Source organism: Okeania sp. SIO2F4 (genome assembly GCF_010672385.1).
In the GTDB taxonomy this organism is placed as follows: domain Bacteria; phylum Cyanobacteriota; class Cyanobacteriia; order Cyanobacteriales; family Microcoleaceae; genus Trichodesmium.
The window spans coordinates 1-2,625 of record NZ_JAAHGT010001154.1; the positions used below are offsets into that span (position 1 = coordinate 1).

Annotated in this window: 2 protein-coding genes; both read left to right on the top strand. The window is 39.9% G+C overall.

The window, feature by feature from the left end; translation table 11 throughout:
* Positions 1-71: 71 nt before the first annotated feature.
* Positions 72-2,003 (top strand): recombinase family protein, encoded by a 1,932-nt coding sequence (locus F6K22_RS38260; RefSeq protein WP_293110111.1) that lies wholly within the window; start codon positions 72-74, stop codon positions 2,001-2,003.
* A gap of 276 nt (positions 2,004-2,279) precedes the next feature.
* Complete coding sequence (locus F6K22_RS38265) at positions 2,280-2,576, top strand: hypothetical protein (RefSeq protein ID WP_293110112.1); 297 nt, start codon at positions 2,280-2,282, stop codon at positions 2,574-2,576.
* The last annotated feature ends 49 nt before the right edge of the window (positions 2,577-2,625 follow it).

A 2,625-nucleotide genomic window follows, 5' to 3' on the forward strand; every position in this document is an offset into this window, starting at 1 on the left:
CGGTGAAGAGCGGCTTCTCGACCAGCAAAGGCAGCGGCCGGGTCGAAGCAATCATAATCTTATTCCGGCCATTGTTGATTCAAACCTTGGACTTAAGGGGGCAGTTTCCTTTGCGACTACGCCCCGAAACAGAACAGGAACTTGCTAGCAGATTGTGGCGTCCTCATATAGAGAAACTACAACAGCCAGGAGTAAGTCTAGAGCGGATGATACGTCGAACTCTGGACTTATTTCAGTTGGCTGCTTTCAGTTGCACGCCCACAGAAGAAATCGGAATGATTTTACAACAGGGATTTGAGGAAGTAGGGGCTGGGTCACCAACTCCTATAGGGGGCTTCTATGCCAATATAGTAGAATTACTGCAACAGTGGCGACATTGGTGTTGGCAAACAGGTTTGCTAACTTACGGAATAATTACGGAGTTGTACTGGCGGTATCTACTCCCAAATTCTACCTATCAGCAACATTTAATTCATCGCTATCCTTTTGTGTTGGCAGATGATGTGGATGAATATCCAGCTATAACTTGTCAGTTGTTCGACTTTCTGTTAGATAATGGCTCTGCAGGTGTTTTCACTTATAATCCTGATGGTAGTATTAGGTTAGGTTTGGGTGCTGACCCGGAATATCTAGCACAACTACAGAAGCGCTGTCAAATAGAAGCATTGGACGCAGCTCAGAATTTAGCACAAGAAATAGGGGAACCTATTGTCGAATTAGTCGTCGATAATTACTTGAATACTTCTATCTATCAACTTCCAGCTTATTTTCAATCCATTCAAACTAGATCGCGGGCAGCTTTATTACGAGAAACAGCAGAGGCGATCGTTAAAGATATAAATTTGGGTATAGTAAAACCTGAAGAAGTGGCAATAATAGCTCCTGGTTTAGATGCGATCGCTCGTTATAGTTTAATTTCAATTCTAAATAAGAATCGAATTGCTGTGGAATCTCTTAAAGAACAACGTCTTCTAATTAGCTATCCGATGATTCGAGCATTATTAAGTATTTTAACTTTAGTTTATCCTGGTTTGGGTCGTCTAGTAGATCGTGATGCTGTGGCAGAAATGCTGGTGGTATTAAGTCAAAGGTCAATTACTACAGGGGAAAAAGAAATAGATGGTCAGGAAAATTTACAAAAGACTAATGATATAGATCCAGTGCGGGCAGGTTTATTAGCAGATCATTGCTTTTATCCAGATATTACACATCCACGCTTACTACCCATACAAACTTTTTCTCGATGGGATAGGGTCGGGTATCGAGCAACTCGTATTTATAATCAGATTTTAGAGTGGATAGAAAAACAAAGAACGCAACAGCAAGAACGTCAACTGCCTAACCCTATCTTTTTACTAGATAGAGCAATTCAGAAATTTTTTATTTCTAGTTATCTTTCTTATACTCAGTTAGCAGCGCTACAAGAGTTGATGGAAACAGCAACCCACTATTGGGAAGTAGAGCGCAGACTAAAACAAAACTCTCAACTTCAGGTAACAGAAGCTATAACTGATGACCCAATGGAGGAAGATTCATCTTCTAGCACAGTGGAAAAATTTATCCAGTTTTTACGCAGAGGTGTTGTCAGTGCTAACCCATATCCAGTCCGTTCAATAGGTCATTCACCTCCCGCAGTTACTTTAGCGACGATTTTCCAATACCGAGCTAGTCGCAAATGTCATAGATGGCAGTTTTGGTTAGATGTTGGCTCTCCTCTGTGGTTAAGTGGAGGTACTGCCACTCTCTACGGAGCGCCATTATTTTTGCAAGGCCAGTTAGGAAATTGTTGGACTATTGAAGATACTCAAAAATCCGATCGGGAAAGATTGCGACGAATTTTGCTAGATTTGTTAAGTCGTGTAACTTATTGCCACTCTAGTTCAGTTAATAGGTCAAATGAACATCGGATTTACCTTTGTCACAGCGATTTGGCGGTCAATGGACAGGAACAAACAGGGCCACTTTTACCTTTGGTCTACAGTTCTGCGTCCCATATTGGTTAACTGGACAATTCAGAATAAATACCTATTGTAATTTTTGGTCAAATTTAGGACTAATGACAAATTAACAACTTTATTACTATAAAAAAAAGGGTGTTGCTGAATGATTGTATGATTTTTAAGTCAGTAGTTAGTAGTTAGTACTTAAAAGAGTTTTTTTACTTCTATATAATACTCACTCACCAGTTTCATACCTGATGTAAGCAACGCCAAAAAAAGTATTTGTCAATAAATATCGCAAACAAATTTAAAGATAATTTTTAGAGGGAGAATTAAAGAATGGGTATAGCAGGAGTACTTACAAATACTGTAATAGTTACAAGGGAAATAAATGGTGTTCTTGTACGAGGTTTCATTGATGATAATGGTGACTTTGTAGCATTACAGCCATTACCACCACCAACAGAAACACCAACCCCAACACCGACAGAAACACCAACCCCAACACCGACAGAAACACCAACCCCAACACCGACAGAAACACCAACCCCAACACCAACAGAAACACCAACCCCAACACCGACAGAAACACCAACCCCAACACAAGAACGACGAGAAGGGAAAGAGTGTAGATAACGGTGATCGCCATAACAATAAAAAAAAAAAAAAGAAAAAGAGAAAAAAA

Excerpts from the sequence above, each read along its gene's own strand:
- F6K22_RS38265 (WP_293110112.1), top strand. The coding sequence starts at position 2,280 with ATGGGTATAGCAGGAGTACTTACAAATACTGTAATAGTTACAAGGGAA.